The organism is Alphaproteobacteria bacterium (assembly GCA_020638555.1).
GTDB lineage: Bacteria > Pseudomonadota > Alphaproteobacteria > Bin95 > Bin95 > JACKII01.
Genome location: JACKII010000001.1, coordinates 129,739 through 144,852 on the forward strand (window position 1 = coordinate 129,739; position 15,114 = coordinate 144,852).

The following is a 15,114-nucleotide window of genomic DNA, read 5'->3' on the forward strand; positions in this document are numbered from 1 at the left end:
GCTGGCTCACCACCCCATTTTCCCTGTCCTCGCTTGGGCGGGAAATGGGGCAGAAGAGTGGCTCAACCAGTCCTGAAAGCAATCTGGCAGCCGGCTCCGGGTTCGGGGACTGGATTGCGTCGTCGCTTCGCTCCTCGCAATGACGGCGGCGGGTGTCGGTGGAGGCTATTTCTTCGCCCGCGCCGCCAGCTCGGCCCAGACGGCGTCGGGCGTCACGCCCTGGTCGGCCCAGAGCACGCAGAGATGATAGAGCAGGTCCGCGCTTTCCGAGACCAGGCGCTCGCGGTCGCCGCGCATGCCTTCGATCACGGTTTCCACCGCTTCCTCGCCCACCTTCTGGGCGATCTTGGCGGTGCCGCGGCCGAACAGGCGGGCGGTGTAGGAACTGTCCGGGTCGGCGCCGCGGCGGCTTTCGATCACCGCATAGAGCGCATCGAGTGTGTGGGCGTCGCTCATGCGGCGTCCTCCAGATGGGTCGGGCGCACGGGCACGCCGTGCGCGGCCATATAGGCCTTGGTCTCGGCAATGGTGAAGGTGCCGAAATGAAAGATCGAGGCGGCCAGCACAGCGCTCGCCCCGGCGCGCACGCCCTCTACCATATGGTCGAGCGTGCCAACGCCGCCGGACGCGATCACCGGCACCGGCACGGCGTCGCTCACCGCCTTGGTCAGCGCCAGGTCGAAGCCGGACTTGGTGCCGTCGCGGTCCATGCTGGTCAGCAGGACCTCGCCGGCGCCGCTGGCGGCCATGCGCTTCGCCCATTCGACCGCGTCCAGGCCGGTCGGCTGGCGGCCGCCATGGGTGAACACCTCCCAGCGGCCGGGGCCGGACTGTTTGGCGTCGATGGCCACGACGATGCACTGCGAGCCATAGGCCGTCGCCGCCTCGGCCACGAAGTCCGGGCGCGCGACCGCGGCCGAGTTGATCGACGCCTTGTCGGCGCCGGCCAGCAGCAGCTTGCGGATGTCATCGACCGTGCGCACGCCGCCGCCGACGGTCACCGGCATGAAGCAGCAATCGGCGGTGCCGCGCACCACGTCATAGATGGTGTCGCGGTTCTCGTGGCTGGCGGTGATGTCGAGGAAGGTCAGTTCGTCGGCGCCGGCGGCGTCATAGACGCGGGCCTGTTCCACCGGGTCGCCGGCGTCGATCAGGTCGACGAAGTTGACGCCCTTGACCACGCGGCCGGCATGCACGTCCAGGCAGGGGATGATGCGGACCTTCAGCATGGCCGCCCCGCTACACCCGCGCCGAGCGCAGCAGCGCCAGCGCCTCGCGCGGGTTCAGGCGGCCGTCGTAGAGCGCGCGGCCGCTGATCGCGCCCTCGATGCCGGCGGCTTCCTCCGCCAGCAGGGCGCGCAGGTCGTCCATGGAGGCGATACCGCCCGAGGCGATCACCGGCGTCTGCAACGCCCAGGCCAGATCGACGGTGGCATCCACATTGACGCCGGTCAGCGCGCCGTCGCGGTCGATGTCGGTGAAGACGATGGCGGCCACCCCGGCCTCCTCCATCGCCAACGCCAGCTCGGTCGCCCGCACCTCGGTGGTGCGCAGCCAGCCGCGGCTCGCCACCATGCCGTCGCGCGCGTCGATGGAGACGACGATCTGCCCCGGAAACTCGCGGCAGGCGCTGCGCACCAGGTCCGGGTCCTCCAGCGCCACCGTGCCCAGGATCACCCGGCGCACGCCTTTTTCCAGCCAGTAGGCGATGGTGGCCCGGTCGCGGATGCCGCCGCCCAGCTGCACCGGGACCTTGACCCGCCCCAGGATCGCCTCGACCGCGGCGCCATTCACCGGCTTGCCGTCGATGGCCCCGTTCAGATCGACCAGATGCAGCCACTCGAAGCCTTCGCTCTGGAACTGGGCGGCCTGGGCCGCGGGGTCGTCGTTGAAGACGGTGGCCTTGTCCATGTCGCCATAGAGGAGGCGAACGCACTGGCCGTCTTTCAGGTCGATGGCAGGGAAGAGGATCATCAGCGTTTCGGCAGTTCGGTTTGTTTCAGGTTCTTGTAGTAATAATGGCCTTCGATCATCTCGCCCTTGACCCACGCATAGTTGGGATGCGTGCCCCAGCGGATATAGCCGAGATTGTCGTAGATGCGGATCGCCGCTTCCTGGGTGGAGCGCACGTCCAGGTTCAGGATGATGAATTTCAGCGCCCGCGCCCGCGCCTCCAGCGCCAGGGTCAGTTCGCGCGCCAGGCCGTGGCCCCGGGCCCAGGGGGCGACGAAGGCGCTTTTGATCTGGGCGGCATGGCGCTGGGATTCGTCGTTGCGCGACGGCAGCACCAACTGGCCGGAGCCGCAGATCGTGCCGCCCAGGCGCACGACGAACAGTTCGCGCTCCGGCACCGCCAGCACGCCGCGCCAGAACGCCTCCAGCGTGTCGCGCGGCGGCGGTTCCAGCCAGCCGAAGCCGCCGCCGTCCAGTATGGCCATATCGGTGGCTTCGCAGAGATCGTTCAGATCCCGTGCGTCGAGGCGTTCGACCCGGTCGATGCTGGTGCGGATCGCCGGGCCGTGGCTGTCTGCGGCCATCACGAAATCACGGCTCCCATGTCAGGAATTGGCGCAGCATGGTCAGACCGACCGCCTGGCTTTTCTCGGGGTGGAATTGCGTTCCGATCAGATTGTCGCGGCCAACCGCCGCGGTCACTGGCCCGCCATACTCCGCCACCGCCAGACAGTCGTCCGGATTGCTGGGGGACAATTGGTAGGAATGGACGAAATAGACATGGGGATCGGCCGGCAGGTTTGCCAGCACCGGATGCACCGGCGCGCGGATCTCCAGCGCGTTCCAGCCCATGTGCGGAATTTTCAGCGTCGGGTCGCTGGGGCGCAGCGGCACCACATGGCCGGGAATCCAGCCGAAGCCCGGATAGCGGCCGTGTTCCTCGCCGACATCGGCCATCAACTGCATGCCGACGCAGATGCCGAAAAACGGCTTGCCCTGGCCCCGCACCGCCTCCTCCAGCGCCGGGCGCAGGCCGTCGACGCGGTTGAGGCCGGCCAGGCAACTGGCGAACGCGCCCTGACCGGGCAGGACGATGCGGTTGGCCGCGCGCACCTGCTCCGGCACATGGGTGACGATCACCTCGGCCCGGATGCCGCCCTCGGCGGCGGCGTGCTCCAGCGCGCGGGTGACGGAACGCAGATTGCCGCTGCCGCAGTCGACGATGGCGACGATCATGCCGGGGCTCCCGCAACCGGCGCCGGCCCGGCGGCCTGCGAGGGCACAAACCGGGCCGCGAACCAGTTCAGTTCGGCCGCATCCGCCGACGGCGCGATGCGCACGTCCGCCAGGCGCCAGCCGCGGCGCTCCAGCCGCCAGCGGCGCCAGTCGCGCGCGGTAAAGCCCACCAGCAGCGCTAGGCCAAGGGCGGGCACGGTCGCTGCACCGGGGCCGACCAGCGCTTCCGCCGCCATGGTCAGGCCGGTCTGCAACAGGGCCAGGCCGATGGCGCTGGCCCACAGCCCCTGCCAGAGAAACCAGAGCGGGCCGAACGCCACGGCCCACCAGGCAAAGCCCTCCGGCACCAGAATGGCGTCCGCGGCCCGCCGGTCCGGCGGCAGGTGGATGGTGTAGGTGCGCATCAGCCCGCCTTCCCCTCCGTATCGCCGCCGCCGAGCGTGCCCTTGGTCGAGGGAATGGCGTCGGCCCGGCGCGGATCGATCTCCACCGCCTGGCGCATGGCCCGGGCCAGGCCCTTGAACAGGGACTCGGCGATGTGGTGGCTGTTCACGCCATAGAGGGTTTCGGCGTGCAGGGTGGCGCCGGCCGCGCTGGCGAAGCCCTGGAACCATTCGCGCACCAGTTCGGTGTCGAAGTTGCCGATCTTCGCCGTCGGGAATTCGCTGCGCCAGACCAGGAAGGGCCGGCCGGAAAAGTCGAGCACGACCCGGCTCAGCGTCTCGTCCATGGGCAGCAGGCAGGCGCCGTAGCGCTGCACGCCGCGCTTGTCGCCCAGCGCCTGTTTCACGGCCATGCCGATGGCGATGCCGGTGTCCTCGGTCGAATGGTGGTCGTCGATGTGCAGGTCGCCGTCGCAGCGGAGCGTCAGGTCGCAGAGGCTGTGCCGCGACAGCTGCTCCAGCATATGGTCGAGAAAGCCGATGCCGGTCCGGACGTCATAGACGCCCGTGCCGTCCAGATTGACGGTCACGTCGATCCGGGTCTCGTTTGTGTGGCGTTGCAGCGAGGCGGTGCGCATGAGGGGCGCTCTTCATTGCGTGGGGCCGATCCGCCGGCTGCGTTGCCGCAATACCAACGGGTTGACGCCGCCCTTCCTAGCGCGACCGCGCGCCCGCTGCTAGAGGGCATGGTGGCGCTGCCCGCGACGGCGCTGCCGCAGATGCCTCAACCGCCGGGATGCAGCAGCCGTTGCAGCAGCGCCCCGGCACAGGCGGCGACGCCGGGCGCATTGCCGGCGCGGAGCGGCGGGCCGGCGGGCACGGCGTGCTCCGTCAGGGTGGCGGGACGGCCCTCCAGGAGCAGGATGCGATCGGCCAGACAAGCGGCCTCCTGCGGGTCGCCGGTGACGTGCAGCACGGTGCAGCCCGCCAGCAGGTGGTGCGCCACCTCCACCGCGCGGGTCCGCGTCGCCGGGTCGAGCGCGGCGAACGGCTCGTCCAGCAGCGCCACGGGCCGGTCGCTCAACAGCACCCGCACCAGGGCGAGGCACTGGCGCATGCCGGTGGAAAGCGTGTGCGGCAATGCCTCCAGCCTTGCGCCGAGGCCGACCGCCTCCAGCACCAGCCGCGCCTCGTCCGCCGGCACGCCCTCGCCGTGCAGGCCGCGGCAGACGGTTTGCAGCACCGTCTCGCCGGGCGCAAAGGCATCGCGGTCCGGCAGGGTGGCGACCCAGCCGGCGGCCGGATCGCCATTGAACAGCACGGCGTGCCTGCCCGCCGCAAGGCGCAACAGCGTGGTCTTGCCGGTGCCGGCATCGCCCAGCAGACAGGTCCACGCGCCGGCCTGCAGGTCGAGGCGCAGACCCTCGAACAGAACGCCATCGTCGAAGGCGAGGCGGTCGACGGTGACGGTCAGGCCGGGGGCGGAGGGCGGAGTCTCGCTCATGGCGGTGCGTGCGGGAGGTCGGGTGCCCTCTCCCCTCCGCCGTCATTGCGAGCCGGAGGCGAAGCAACCCGGAAGACGCCGGCGCGCGCTCTGCCGCCGGCCTGGATTGCCACGGCGCCCGCGGCGCCTCGCAATGACGGGGTGGGGGTGTGGGACCAGAGCCCAAGCCCTATTTCTTCGCCTTCGCCGCCTCGGCATAGGGGGCGTACCAGGCGGCCGGCCGCTTTTCGATGAAGCTCATCAGGCCCTCGACCGCCTCGTCGGTCAGGCGCTTGCCGGCATGGTCGCGGGCCAGCTCGCGCGCACGGCGGTCGTCGACCACCATGCCGGCGCATTCCAGGATCGAGGTCTTGGAGGTGGCGATGCCGTCCGGCGCGACCTGCAGGATCGACTCGATGATCGGCGCGGCCGCCTCGTCGAGGCCGCCGGGGGCGCAGACCTCGTCCACCAGGCCCAGCTCCTGCGCCTTGTGCGCGCCGAAGCGCTCGCAGGTGATGGAATAGCGGCGCACATGACGCGCGCCCATGCGGCCCAGCAGGACCGGATAGATCGGCGCGGCCATCAGGCCCCATTTCGCCTCGGTGATGGCGAAATAGGCGTCCTCGGAGGCGATCACCACGTCGCAAGCGGCGGCGATGCCGGTGCCGCCGCCGAAACAGCCGCCATGCACCAGCGCGATGGTCGGCTTCGGCACCTCGTTCAGGCCGCGGATGGCGTTGGTGGTGTCGACCGAGATCAGAAAATTCTCTTCCGGCGAGAGATCGATATTGCCGCGGATCCATTTCAGGTCGGCGCCGGCCTGGAAGTGCGGGCCGTTGCCGCGCACGACGATCACCCGCACCTTGGGATCGTGGGCGAACGCCGTCACCGCCTCGATCGCTTGCAGGATCATGTCCCGGTTGTAGGCGTTGTTCACCTTCGGGCGGTTCAAGGTCAGCGTGCCGACACCGCGGTCGTCGACGGACGTGAGCACGATGGGGTCTGCGGCGGATTGTGTGGGCTTGGCGGCCATTGGGACGGATCCAGTTCGGAAAGATCGGGGTGTCAGTGGGTAGCACCAACGGCGATGTCGATCCAGAGATGCGGCGTCACGGTCGCGCGGTCGCCGGCGCGCAGCACCAGGGTCGTGGTGGCGCTTTCCAGCACGGCGGGGCCGACGATTTCCTGGCCCGGCACCAGACGGTCCCAGGCATAGATCGGCGTCTCGTGCCAGCCGCCCAGATAGACCTCGCGGTGGGCGGACGGCGGCGCCTCGTGCCGGCCGCCGGCGGCGAGCGGCTCCTGCGGCAGCGCCGGCAGCCGGCCGATGGCGGCGACGCGGGCGTTGACCAGCACCGCCTCCTGGTCGCGCAGCGCATAGGTGTAGAGCGCCTCGTGCCGCACGTGGAACCGCTCGGCGATCTGCGCCAGCATGTCGGGCGCCTGCCAGTCCAGGTCGTCCAGCGGCACGTCGATCTCGAAAATCTGCTCGCCATAGCGCATGTCGGCGGCGAAGCGATGGGCGACCGGGCCGTCGAACACCGCGCTCAGGCGTTGAGTCGCGTCCTCTTTCAGCGCGTCGAAGGTGGCGCGCACGGCATCGGCGTCCAGCGCTCCGGTGTCGCCGATATGGGTGCGGCTCGCCTCGAAGCGCAGGTCGGTCGCCAGCATGCCCCAGGCCGACAGCACGCTGGCGACGCGGGGGGCGATGGCGCGGGTGACGCCGAGCTGGCGCGCCACTTCCGTCACGTGCAGGCCGGCCGCACCGCCGAACGAGAGCAACGCGAACTGGCGCGGGTCGATGCCGCGGCGCACCGAGACCAGGCGCACGCCCTCCGCCATCTGGGTGTTGATGACCCGGTGCACGCCCTCCGCCGCCTGCTCGCGCGTCACCCCCAGGCCGGCCGCGAGCGCGTCGAGCGCGGCGTCGGCCGCCGCGGCGTCCAGCGTGGCGGTGCCGCCCAGGAAGTTGGCGGGGTCGAAAAAGCCCAGAACGGCGCTGGCGTCGGTCACGGTCGCCTGGGTGCCGCCGCGGCCATAGCAGGCGGGGCCCGGATCGGCGCCGGCGCTTTCCGGGCCGACCTTCAACAGGCCGCTCGCATCGACGCTGGCGAGCGAGCCGCCGCCGGCGCCGATGCTGGCAATGTCGAGCGATTGCAGCGCGATGCGCTGGTCGGCAATGCCGCGGTCGGCGGACAGCGTCGCCTCGCCGCCGGCGATCAGCGAAATGTCGGTCGACGTGCCGCCCATGTCGAACGGGATCAGGTTCGGCGCCTGCATCAGGCGGGCGGCATAGCGGGCGCCGGCGACGCCGCCTGCCGGGCCGGACAGCACCGTGGCGGCGGCCAGCCGGATCGCCTCGGCAATCGGCGCGACGCCGCCATGGCTGAGGATGATCAGCACCGGCCCGCCATAGCCCGCCTCGGCCAGCCGCCGCTCCAGGCGCGACAGATAGCGGTCCAGCGCCGGGCCGACATAGGCGTTCACGGCCGTGGTGGAGACGCGCTCGTATTCCTTGATCTGCGGAAACACGTCGGAGGAGAGGCAGACATAGGCCTCCGGCATGGCGTCCCGCACCATGGCCGCGGTTGCCTGTTCGTGGGCCGCGTCCTTGTAGGCGTGCAGATAGCAAATGGCGACGGAGTTGGCGCCCTTGGCCCGCAACGTGGCGATGGCGTCGGCGACCGAGCCCGGGTCGAGCGGGATTTCCACCGTGCCTTCGGGGCGGATGCGCTCCCGCACGCCCAGGCGGCGGTCGCGCGGCACCAGCGGCTCGGCCCGCGGCATGCGCATGTTGTAGCGGTCGGGCTTCAGCCCCTCGCGCATTTCCAGAATGTCGCGATGGCCCTCGGTCGTCAGCAATCCGACGGTGGCGCCCTTGCGCTCCAGCAGGGCGTTGGTGGCGACCGTGGTGCCGTGGACGATGCGCTGGGTCTGGGCCAGCAGCGCCTCCAGCCCCAGGCCAAGAGCATCGGCCAGCCGCGCCAGCCCCTCCATGACGCCGATGGACTGGTCGGCGGGAGTGGAGGGCGACTTGGCGAAGGTCACGCCGCCGTCGTCGTCGACGGCCACCAGATCGGTAAACGTGCCGCCGACGTCGATGCCAATGCGAAACATAAGGGACAGTCCAACAGAACGGGTCAGGCCGGGAGTTCCCCGCAGCCTAGCTGCCGGCCCGCCCCCGCGCAAGCAAGCGCGGCCCCATTCTCACCAGGTATCGGGCCGGTGGAAACCGATCCCGCCCGACCCGCCTGGAGGCTCTATCGCTACGACGTTTCGAAGGTGAATGCGGGCGTTTTCTGACCGGAGTCAGCATACGCGCCGTAGCTGCCATCCTTCTCCCGGAAGAAGGTCGAGCCGAGTTCCTGGCCATTGCTCCCCTTGTGGAATGGGCCAGGGGAGCAACGCACGGCGCCGCCCGTGGCGCATCCCCCAAATGGGGGAAAAGGCGCCGGTTTCTTCAATCGTATTCGAGCACGTCCCGGCCGTAGCGGGCCAGATAGACCGGCACCGAATGGCCCGACGGCAGGTTCCAGGGGTCGCCCTCGGCCAGCAGGCGGCGCACCTCTTTCAGCGCGATGCTGGTCGGGTCCGGCGTGTTCGGCATGGCGAGCGCGTCGGCGATCGGGATCCATTGCAGGTCGACCAGCTCGCCCGACCCGCCCAGTTCGCCGGACGTGTTGCGGCGGTCGACGATGAAGAAGCGGGCGTTGAAACGGCGCACATTGTTCGGCGGCGTCACCGCACGGGCGACATAGTCCAGGCAGTCGAGCCGGGGGGCGAGGCCGCTGGCGAAGATCTCGCGCCAGTCCTCGGGCAGGTCCGCCGGGTCGTGGGCGCCATGGTGCGGCGCGCCGACCAGAAGGCCGGTTTCCTCGAACGTCTCGCGGATGGCGGTGCAGGCCAGCGCCCGCGCCTTGCGGCGCGAGGCCTTGCGGATCAGCCGCTCCACCACCGGCGCACGCAGGTCGCTGGCAACCGGGACGGTGGCGTCGTCCGCATCGAGCCGACCGCCGGGGAAGACAAACGTGTTCGGCATAAACACGTGCCGGCCGGAGCGGTGGCCCATCAAAATTCGCGGCTCTCGCTCGGCCGTGGCGTCGCTGGAACGGTCGACGACGATCAGGGTGGCGGCATCGCGCGGCGTCAGCGCCCGCTTGCGCACCGGCTGGTCCGTTGAGGGGGTGGGTGCGTTCATCGGTTCAGCCTTCCCCGCCCACCGGAACATAATCATAGGTGCCTTCGCCCTGGACGATCAGGAACCGGGCCGGCGCGTGATCCACGCCGGAGACGTAATGGGCGGTCTTGGGCGGCACGGCGCAGGTCTCGCCCGGTTGCAGCACGTACTCGGCCCGCGGCGCCCGGGTTTCGACCCTGAGCGTGCCTTGCAGGCAGAAAAACGTGTCGGTGATTTCCGAATGATAGTGCCAGGGCACGCACTGGCCCTGGCCGAGCGTCAGGATGCGCACGCGCAGGCCGGGCACTTCCGCCACGGTTTCGCGTGCGTCGATTTCGTAACTGGTCATCTCGGTACCCCGGCAAAACCTTCTGGATGTCTATAACGGGTTGTCTATGCAGTCCCCGACAGTTTAGACAAGCCCGCAGCGGAGGCCAACGAACTCTCCGCGTCTGGGAACGCCAACGATGATCATGCCCGCCTATGCCCGGAACATGGCCCGCTACAACCGCTGGCAAAACGCCAACCTGATCGCGGCGGCCAACGGATTGAGCGATGGCGAGCGCCGGCAGGATCGCGGTGCGTTTTTCGGCTCGATCTTCGAAACCCTGAACCATCTGTTGTGGGCCGATGCGTTGTGGCTGCACCGTTTCAGCGGCGCGCCGCTGCCGGTCGCGGCCACGCCGGCGGACTCGCGGCACATCACCGCGGACTGGGAGACCTACCGCGAGCTGCGCGCGGAGCGCGACATGGCGATCCTGGCCTGGGCCGAAACCGTGACCCCGGCCGATCTGACCGCGGAAATCTCGTATTTCTCGACCACGGCCCGCCGCAAGATCGCCCAGCCGATGGGCTTCCTCGTCGTGCACATGTTCAACCACCAGACCCATCATCGCGGCCAGGTGCACGCCATGCTCACCGCCGCCGGCGCCCCGCCCGGCGACACCGACCTGCCGTTTCTGCCCCTCGGCCCCGTGGCGGAATGGTGAGGGGCGCCGCGGCGCCCGACCGCCCCACTCCGCCCCCTCAGTCCGACCCTTCCGTCGGACCCCAGGCGGTGATCGGCGGCAGGTTGCCGCGATAGCGCTCCACCTCGACCAGGGCCGAATGGGCGCTGGGGCCCTGGCCCAGGCGCGACGTGCCCTGATCGCGGGTCAGCACATTGGCGTTGCCGTGCTTGTCGAGCCCGCCCGGCTCGGTCGGGTCGTACCAGGCGCCGGTGGCGAGCTGGACCACGCCGGGCGTCACCCGGTCGGTGATCACCGCGCCGGCCAGCACCGCGCCGCGGGCATTGAACACCCGGACGATGTCGCCGTCCGACACCTCGCGCGCCGCCGCATCGCTCGGGTGCAGCCAGATCGGCTCGCGGCCCTTGATCTTGCTGGCCCGGCTCGGGCCTTCCGGGTCGTTCTGGCCGTGCAGGCGGGTGCGCGGCTGGTTCGAGATCAGGTGCAGCGGGTGTTCGCTGCCCTCGCCCACCTGGCCCAGCCATTCCCGCGGCTCGAACCAGACCGGATGGCCGGGGCAGTCGTCATAGCCGAAGCCGGCAACGGTCTCGGAGAAAATTTCGATCTTGCCGGAGGGCGTCTGCAGCGGCTCGCCCTCGGGGTCGAGGCGGAAGCCCTCGAACAGGACGAAGGGCTTGGGCGCCTCGGGGATTTCCACCGCGCCCTCGGCCCAGAAGGCGTCGAAGGACGGCAGGGCGATGCCCTGGGACGCGGCCTTGGTCTCCGCCGTCGCATACATGTGGCGCAGCCAGCCCATCTCGTCCCGCCCCTCGGTGAAGGCGTCGAGCGTGCCGACCCGTTCAGCCAGGCCGCGGAAAATGTCGTGGTCATTCTTCGAGCGGCCCACCGGGGCGATGGCCTGGTGCATGGCGACCCAGGTGCGGTCGCGCTTGCCGGCGCAGATGTCGTTCCGCTCCAGCGTCGTCGTCGCCGGCAGCACGATGTCGGCATGGCGGGCGGTGGCGGTCCAGAACGGCTCGTGCACGACGACGCATTCCGGCTGCTGGAAGGCGCGGGCGAGGCGGTTCAGGTCCTGGTGGTGGTGGAACGGGTTGCCGCCGCACCAATAGACCAGCCGCGTGTCCGGATAGTTGCGCTGCTCGCCGTCGTATTCATAGGCGCCGCCCGGGTCCAGCAGCATGTCGGCGATGCGCGCCACCGGGATGAAGCTCTTGGTCGGGTTCGTCAGGGTGGAGAGCGTCGGCATGCTGATCGGGTTGCGCGGCACGCCCTGCCCGCTGGCGCTGGCATAGCCGAAGCCGAAGCCGCCGCCCGGCAGGCCGATCTGGCCCATGGCGGCCGCCAGCGCCACCAGCGCCCAGAAGGGCTGCTCGCCATGGTCGGCCCGTTGCAGCGACCAGGCCGCCGCCAGCATGGTGCGCAGGCCGGCGCAGTCCCGCGCCAGGCTCGCAATGCGGTCCGCCGAAACGCCGCAGATCGCCTCCGCCCAGGCGGGGGTTTTCGGCTGGCCGTCGCTTTCGCCCAGCACATAGGCGCGGTATTGCGCCCAGCCGACGCAATGGCTCGCCAGGAAGGCCTCGTCCGTCAGGCCCTCGCTGGCCAGCACATGGGTCATGGCCAGCATCATCGCGGTGTCGGTGTTGGGGCGGATCGGGATCCACTCGGCCACGCCCGCCGCCTCCAGGAAGGGCGGAACGTCGTCGCGGATCGGGCTGACGACGACGAAGCGCACGCCCGCCGCCGCCGCGCGCCGCAACCATTCGCCGGTCTGGTGCCGGGCGAGCCCGCCGGAATCGAGCTGGGTGTTCTTCATCGACAGCCCGCCGAAACACACCATCTGCCGGCTTTCGGCGACGATGGTCTCATAGGAACTGACCGGCCCCTCGCTCGGCTGGGCGGTGCCGCAGACATGGGGCAGCAGCGCCAGCGCCGCGGCATAGCTGTAATTGTATTTCTGGGTGGTGTAGCCGCCGAACGTGTTCATGAACCGGCCAAGCTGGCTCTTGGCGTGGTGGAAACGCCCGGCGGACGACCAGCCATAGGAGCCGGCGAAGATCGAGGCATTGCCGTGCTCGCCCTTCACCCGTTGCAACTCGCCGGCCACCAGGTCCAGCGCCTGGTCCCAGTCGACCTCGACGAACCGGTCGGCGCCGCGGTTGCGGTCGCGATGCTTCAGCCAGCCCTCGCGCACCATCGGCCGGTTCACCCGCGCCGGACCGTGCACCATGCCCGGGATCGCCGCCAGCATGGGCGAGGGGTCGGGATCGTTGGCGATGGGCAGCGCGTCGATGACGCGGCCGTCGCGGACAATCGCGTTGAACGCCCCCCAGTGCGAGGAATGGGGAACGGTCTTGATGGCGGCAGTCATGGGTGGGCTCTCTCGGTTCGCGGGCAGCGGGCATAGGAGCGTAAGCGGTTGGCAAATGCAAGAGCGACGCGTTCGCAATGGCCGGCGGCGGCTCGTGTCTTGGGTTACGGGTTCGGATATCGTAAACAGAGTTGCATTAGCGTGACGGACACTATCCGGCCCCGACGACCTTCGCGGCCGCCCCCTGCCCGTTCGCCCCAACCGGAGGCGCCATGATGAACATGAATTTGGTGCTGTCGATCATCCAGATCATGACGACGATCTTCATCCTCGCCATCGGCTTGGCCGTGATCACCATCGTCGTGCTCTACATTCTCGACGTGACCCAGACCAAGCACGCGGTCCGGCGCAACTTCCCGGTGATCGGGCGCATGCGCTATCTGTTCGAGCATCTGGGCGAATTCTTCCGCCAGTATTTCTTCGCGCTCGACCGCGAGGAAATGCCGTTCAACCGGGCCGAGCGCTCCTATGTCTATCGCGCGGCCAAGGGCGTGGACGCCACGCTCGCCTTCGGCTCGACCCGCGACCTGCGCCCGCCGGGCACGGTGCTGTTCGCCAATGCCGCCTATCCGCCGCTGGACCAGGACGCGGCCGAAACCGCGCCGATGGAGATCGGCCCGTATGCGCGCCAGCCCTATCTGGCCGGCTCGCTGTTCAACATTTCCGGCATGAGCTTCGGCGCCATTTCCCGGCCGGCCGCACTGGCGCTGTCGCACGGCGCCCAAAAGGCCGGCGTCTGGCTGAACACCGGCGAGGGCGGCCTGTCGCCCTACCATCTGGACGGCGGTTGCGACGTGGTCTTCCAGATCGGCACCGCGAAATACGGCGTGCGCGACGCCGCAGGCCATCTATCCGACGACAAGCTGCGCGAGGTGGCCGGGCACGAGCAGGTGCGCATGATCGAGGTGAAACTCAGCCAGGGCGCAAAGCCCGGCAAGGGCGGCATTCTGCCGGGCGCCAAGGTCACGGCGGAAATCGCCCGGATCCGGGGCATTCCCGAAGGCCACGACTCGATCAGCCCGAACCGCCATCCGGAGATCGACAGCGCCGGCGACCTGATGGACATGGTGGAACGCATCCGCGAGGTCACGGGCAAGCCGGTGGGCTTCAAGGCGGTGATCGGCTCCTATGGCTGGCTGGAAGACGTGTTCCAGGAGGTGCAGCGGCGCGGCATCGAAAGCGCGCCGGATTTCATCACCATCGACAGCGGCGACGGCGGCACCGGCGCCGCGCCGATGAGCCTGATGGACTATGTCGGCCTGCCGATCCGCGAGAGCCTGCCGCGGGTGGTCGACCTGCGCGACCGCGCCGGCCTGAAAGAGCGCACCCGCATCATCGCCAGCGGCAAGCTGATCACGCCGGCCGAGGCCGCCTGGGCGATCTGCGTCGGCGCCGATTTCGTGCAGTCCGCCCGCGGCTTCATGTTCGCCCTCGGCTGCATCCAGGCGCTGCAATGCAACAAGAACACCTGCCCGACCGGCGTCACCACCCACGACCCGCGCCTGCAACGGGGTCTGGACCCGGTCGACAAGGCGGAGCGGGTGGCCCGCTATGCCGAGCACATGCATCACGAAATCGGCGTGATCGCCCATTCCTGCGGCGTGACCGAGCCGCGCCATTTGCAACGCCACCACTGCCTGGTCGTCGGCCAGGACGGGCGGTCGCGGACGCTGGACGAGCTCTATCCGCCCATCGCCGTGCCGCAAGAAACGGAAGACGCGGCCTCGCTTGCCGTCGCCGGCTGAACCGGGTTAACTGCGGGCTCATTCTTTCTCCGACCCTGCACAGGAAACGCTTTCGCCATGGCCCACCCCCTCGCCGCCGAAATGGCCCCGACCGGCACGCTGCGCGCCGCCATCAACATGAGCAACTTCCTGCTGGTGACCGGCAAGACCGCGTCAGGCGATCCGGAGGGCGTCGCGCCCTCCATGGCCGCGCTGTTCGCCGAGCGCCTGGGCGTGCCGGTGGAATACCATCCCTATGCCAACCCAGGCCTGTTGGCGGACTCGTCCAAGGACGACCTGTGGGATGTGGGCTTTGTCGGCGCCGAGCCGCAGCGGGCGACCTATGTCAACTTCACCGCCGCCTATGTGGAGATCGAGGCGACCTACATGGTGCCGGAAGGCTCCAAATTCCAAACCTGCGCCGAGGTCGATAGCCCCGGCACCCGCATCGCCGTGTCCGCCCGCGCCGCCTACGACCTGTGGCTGGAGCGCAATATCAAGCATGCGGAGGTCAGCCGCGTCTCCGGCCTCGACGCCTCGTTCGACCTGTTCGTGGCCGAGAAAATGGACGCGCTCGCCGGCCTGCGCCCGAAGCTGATCGACGACGTCAAAAAGCTGCCAGGCGCCCGTCTGCTGCCGGACCGGTTCACGGCGGTGCAGCAGGCGAGCTGCACCAAGAAGGGCCGAGACGCCGGCTTCAAGCTGCTGTCGGACTTCATCGAGGAGATGAAGGCGAACGGCACCGTGCAGGGCCTGATCGACAAATACGGCGTCACCGGCCGCCTGACCGTCGCCCCGCCGGCCTGAACGACCGCAGCGACG

General features: G+C 69.6%; 16 protein-coding genes. 3 read left to right on the top strand and 13 right to left on the bottom strand.

The window, feature by feature from the left end:
• Window positions 1-165: 165 nt before the first annotated feature.
• The 12 genes from H6844_00570 to H6844_00625 all read right to left on the bottom strand — a co-directional run bounded on the left by H6844_00570 (window position 166) and on the right by H6844_00625 (window position 9,581).
• Window positions 166-456 carry a phosphoribosyl-ATP diphosphatase gene (locus tag H6844_00570; protein ID MCB9927898.1) on the bottom strand — a complete coding sequence of 97 codons (291 nt, stop codon included), beginning with the start codon at window positions 454-456 and terminating at the stop codon, window positions 166-168.
• The gene (gene hisF / locus H6844_00575) at window positions 453-1,229 is read right to left on the bottom strand and encodes an imidazole glycerol phosphate synthase subunit HisF (GenBank protein ID MCB9927899.1); all 777 of its coding nucleotides are present in this window, start codon (window positions 1,227-1,229) and stop codon (window positions 453-455) included. The genes H6844_00570 and hisF overlap by 4 nt, the downstream gene beginning before the upstream one ends.
• A gap of 10 nt (window positions 1,230-1,239) precedes the next feature.
• On the bottom strand, window positions 1,240-1,974 hold the full coding sequence (gene hisA, locus H6844_00580) for a 1-(5-phosphoribosyl)-5-[(5-phosphoribosylamino)methylideneamino]imidazole-4-carboxamide isomerase (protein MCB9927900.1): 735 nt from the start codon (window positions 1,972-1,974) through the stop codon (window positions 1,240-1,242).
• Window positions 1,974-2,537, bottom strand: coding sequence for a GNAT family N-acetyltransferase (locus H6844_00585; GenBank protein MCB9927901.1), 564 nt, complete (start codon window positions 2,535-2,537; stop codon window positions 1,974-1,976). Before H6844_00585 ends, hisA begins: the two co-directional genes overlap by 1 nt.
• Window positions 2,538-2,544: 7 nt before the next feature.
• Entirely contained in the window at window positions 2,545-3,189 is a 645-nt protein-coding gene (gene hisH, locus H6844_00590) for an imidazole glycerol phosphate synthase subunit HisH (GenBank protein MCB9927902.1), read from the bottom strand.
• Window positions 3,186-3,593 (bottom strand): DUF2628 domain-containing protein, encoded by a 408-nt coding sequence (locus H6844_00595; GenBank protein ID MCB9927903.1) that lies wholly within the window; start codon window positions 3,591-3,593, stop codon window positions 3,186-3,188. The genes hisH and H6844_00595 overlap by 4 nt, the downstream gene beginning before the upstream one ends.
• Complete coding sequence (gene hisB, locus H6844_00600) at window positions 3,593-4,210, bottom strand: imidazoleglycerol-phosphate dehydratase HisB (protein MCB9927904.1); 618 nt, start codon at window positions 4,208-4,210, stop codon at window positions 3,593-3,595. The genes H6844_00595 and hisB overlap by 1 nt, the downstream gene beginning before the upstream one ends.
• A gap of 146 nt (window positions 4,211-4,356) precedes the next feature.
• Window positions 4,357-5,076 (bottom strand): ABC transporter ATP-binding protein, encoded by a 720-nt coding sequence (locus H6844_00605; protein ID MCB9927905.1) that lies wholly within the window; start codon window positions 5,074-5,076, stop codon window positions 4,357-4,359.
• A 169-nt stretch (window positions 5,077-5,245) separates the two neighbouring features.
• Window positions 5,246-6,088 carry an enoyl-CoA hydratase/isomerase family protein gene (locus H6844_00610; GenBank protein MCB9927906.1) on the bottom strand — a complete coding sequence of 281 codons (843 nt, stop codon included), beginning with the start codon at window positions 6,086-6,088 and terminating at the stop codon, window positions 5,246-5,248.
• A gap of 32 nt (window positions 6,089-6,120) precedes the next feature.
• Window positions 6,121-8,172 carry a hydantoinase/oxoprolinase family protein gene (locus H6844_00615; GenBank protein MCB9927907.1) on the bottom strand — a complete coding sequence of 684 codons (2,052 nt, stop codon included), beginning with the start codon at window positions 8,170-8,172 and terminating at the stop codon, window positions 6,121-6,123.
• A gap of 343 nt (window positions 8,173-8,515) precedes the next feature.
• Window positions 8,516-9,253: an NUDIX hydrolase gene (locus H6844_00620; protein ID MCB9927908.1), complete on the bottom strand. Its 738-nt coding sequence runs from the start codon at window positions 9,251-9,253 to the stop codon at window positions 8,516-8,518.
• A gap of 4 nt (window positions 9,254-9,257) precedes the next feature.
• Window positions 9,258-9,581, bottom strand: coding sequence for a cupin domain-containing protein (locus tag H6844_00625; protein ID MCB9927909.1), 324 nt, complete (start codon window positions 9,579-9,581; stop codon window positions 9,258-9,260).
• A gap of 118 nt (window positions 9,582-9,699) precedes the next feature.
• On the opposite strand from H6844_00625, the gene H6844_00630 reads away from it, so the two are divergent.
• The gene (locus tag H6844_00630) at window positions 9,700-10,221 is read left to right on the top strand and encodes a DinB family protein (GenBank protein MCB9927910.1); all 522 of its coding nucleotides are present in this window, start codon (window positions 9,700-9,702) and stop codon (window positions 10,219-10,221) included.
• A 37-nt stretch (window positions 10,222-10,258) separates the two neighbouring features.
• On the opposite strand, the gene H6844_00635 is transcribed toward H6844_00630, so the two are convergent.
• Window positions 10,259-12,568, bottom strand: coding sequence for a molybdopterin-dependent oxidoreductase (locus H6844_00635; protein MCB9927911.1), 2,310 nt, complete (start codon window positions 12,566-12,568; stop codon window positions 10,259-10,261).
• 221 nt (window positions 12,569-12,789) lie between these two features.
• Here H6844_00635 and H6844_00640 point away from each other — a divergent pair, with 221 nt between their 5' ends.
• Window positions 12,790-14,313 (top strand): FMN-binding glutamate synthase family protein, encoded by a 1,524-nt coding sequence (locus H6844_00640; GenBank protein ID MCB9927912.1) that lies wholly within the window; start codon window positions 12,790-12,792, stop codon window positions 14,311-14,313.
• Window positions 14,314-14,370: 57 nt separating this feature from the next.
• Entirely contained in the window at window positions 14,371-15,099 is a 729-nt protein-coding gene (locus H6844_00645) for a transporter substrate-binding domain-containing protein (protein ID MCB9927913.1), read from the top strand.
• Window positions 15,100-15,114 lie beyond the last annotated feature (15 nt).

Bases quoted from the DNA above. Each gene is read 5' to 3' on its own strand.
- H6844_00630 (MCB9927910.1), top strand. From the start codon at position 9,700: ATGATCATGCCCGCCTATGCCCGGAACATGGCCCGCTACAACCGCTGG.
- H6844_00585 (MCB9927901.1), bottom strand. From the start codon at position 2,537: ATGGCCGCAGACAGCCACGGCCCGGCGATCCGCACCAGCATCGACCGG.
- H6844_00610 (MCB9927906.1), bottom strand. From the start codon at position 6,088: ATGGCCGCCAAGCCCACACAATCCGCCGCAGACCCCATCGTGCTCACG.
- H6844_00570 (MCB9927898.1), bottom strand. From the start codon at position 456: ATGAGCGACGCCCACACACTCGATGCGCTCTATGCGGTGATCGAAAGC.
- H6844_00645 (MCB9927913.1), top strand. From the start codon at position 14,371: ATGGCCCACCCCCTCGCCGCCGAAATGGCCCCGACCGGCACGCTGCGC.
- H6844_00625 (MCB9927909.1), bottom strand. From the start codon at position 9,581: ATGACCAGTTACGAAATCGACGCACGCGAAACCGTGGCGGAAGTGCCC.
- H6844_00605 (MCB9927905.1), bottom strand. From the start codon at position 5,076: ATGAGCGAGACTCCGCCCTCCGCCCCCGGCCTGACCGTCACCGTCGAC.
- hisH (MCB9927902.1), bottom strand. From the start codon at position 3,189: ATGATCGTCGCCATCGTCGACTGCGGCAGCGGCAATCTGCGTTCCGTC.
- H6844_00615 (MCB9927907.1), bottom strand. From the start codon at position 8,172: ATGTTTCGCATTGGCATCGACGTCGGCGGCACGTTTACCGATCTGGTG.
- hisF (MCB9927899.1), bottom strand. From the start codon at position 1,229: ATGCTGAAGGTCCGCATCATCCCCTGCCTGGACGTGCATGCCGGCCGC.
- H6844_00620 (MCB9927908.1), bottom strand. From the start codon at position 9,253: ATGAACGCACCCACCCCCTCAACGGACCAGCCGGTGCGCAAGCGGGCG.
- H6844_00595 (MCB9927903.1), bottom strand. From the start codon at position 3,593: ATGCGCACCTACACCATCCACCTGCCGCCGGACCGGCGGGCCGCGGAC.
- hisA (MCB9927900.1), bottom strand. From the start codon at position 1,974: ATGATCCTCTTCCCTGCCATCGACCTGAAAGACGGCCAGTGCGTTCGC.
- hisB (MCB9927904.1), bottom strand. From the start codon at position 4,210: ATGCGCACCGCCTCGCTGCAACGCCACACAAACGAGACCCGGATCGAC.
- H6844_00640 (MCB9927912.1), top strand. From the start codon at position 12,790: ATGAATTTGGTGCTGTCGATCATCCAGATCATGACGACGATCTTCATC.
- H6844_00635 (MCB9927911.1), bottom strand. From the start codon at position 12,568: ATGACTGCCGCCATCAAGACCGTTCCCCATTCCTCGCACTGGGGGGCG.